Origin of the sequence: Pantoea wallisii (assembly GCF_002095485.1) — a bacterium.
In the GTDB taxonomy this organism is placed as follows: Bacteria; Pseudomonadota; Gammaproteobacteria; order Enterobacterales; family Enterobacteriaceae; genus Pantoea; species Pantoea wallisii.
Window position 1 is genome coordinate 1 of sequence record NZ_MLFS01000134.1, and the last position, 1,038, is coordinate 1,038.

The 1,038-nt window shown below is 64.8% G+C and carries 2 protein-coding genes; both read left to right on the forward strand.

What is annotated here, in order from left to right:
* Positions 1-179: benzoate/H(+) symporter BenE family transporter (locus tag HA48_RS21915; RefSeq protein ID WP_208613172.1), on the forward strand; the 179-nt coding region annotated here is incomplete at its 5' end.
* Between the two features lie 153 nt (positions 180-332).
* Positions 333-1,038 (forward strand): SrfA family protein (locus HA48_RS21920; protein WP_244182934.1); only part of this gene is annotated, 706 nt, incomplete at its 3' end.

A 1,038-nucleotide genomic window follows, 5' to 3' on the forward strand; every position in this document is an offset into this window, starting at 1 on the left:
CGACGCTCGCCGGCAGCCTGCAGTGCGCGCTGGCGGAGCCGCCGCAGCGCGACAGTGCCATCATCGCGTTTCTGATTACCGCCAGCGGTGTATCGCTGCTCGGCATCGGCTCCGCCTTCTGGGGCCTGGCGGGCGGCATGCTCGCCCATCTGCTGCTCAGTCCGCGCCAGCGCGGTTAAAATTTCAGCAGTGAACGCTGCACCGGGGGAATAACGCCCTGTTTTCCCCCTTTTTTCCCCCGTTTGATTTGCCCGCATTTGGCTTAAGATCACTATCATCGCCAATAACACACGCTGTTCCGCCTCAGCCAACCATCGATAAGGGCCCTACGAGTGGCAAAAACTTTTCTGCGCAGCGGCAATCTGGATACGCTACTGGCACTGGGTGAAAACGGTCAGCCCGTCTGGGCGTCTGCCCTGCAAATCCGCGAAACGCTGCGTCTGCGCCGCCAGGCGACGCTGGCTAACTGTCTCGCTATCCCGCAGGCCAATGAGCGCGGCGACCGGCTTGACTGGTACGCACCGTTCAACGGCAAAGTGAAATCCTGGCTCGCCGCCAGCGATCACGAGCGCCGGCTGGCGCTGGAGCTGCTTACCCTTAACCAGCAGGATCTGCAGGCGCTGAGCCTGCGCGCGCGCGACGCAGAGAACCCGGCCATGCGCCTGTTTGGTGCGCTGCTGGCAAAAACGCTGCAGTTCCCGGATCAGCAGTATGTTTACCTGGTCGATGGTCAGCCCGTGATCACCTTCTGGGGCTTTGTCGATCCGCAGGCGCGCACGCGTGACGACGCGCTGGCCTGCCTGCGCGACAGCCTGGACGAGTCGCTGCCGCCGCTGGTCACGCTGCCGCCAGAGCCGGTTGTGCCGGCGCCCGTTGTGAGCGACATCGCAGTGGAGCCGCAGGCAGAGAGTGAGCCCGAACCGATTACACCGCCGCCCGCACCGCCGATTGTGGTCGAAGCGCCCCCTGCCGCTGTGGCAGCAACCGCGCTGCCGGTGGAAAAACCGCGCGGCGTCCGTGGCTGCTGCTGCTGCCGGT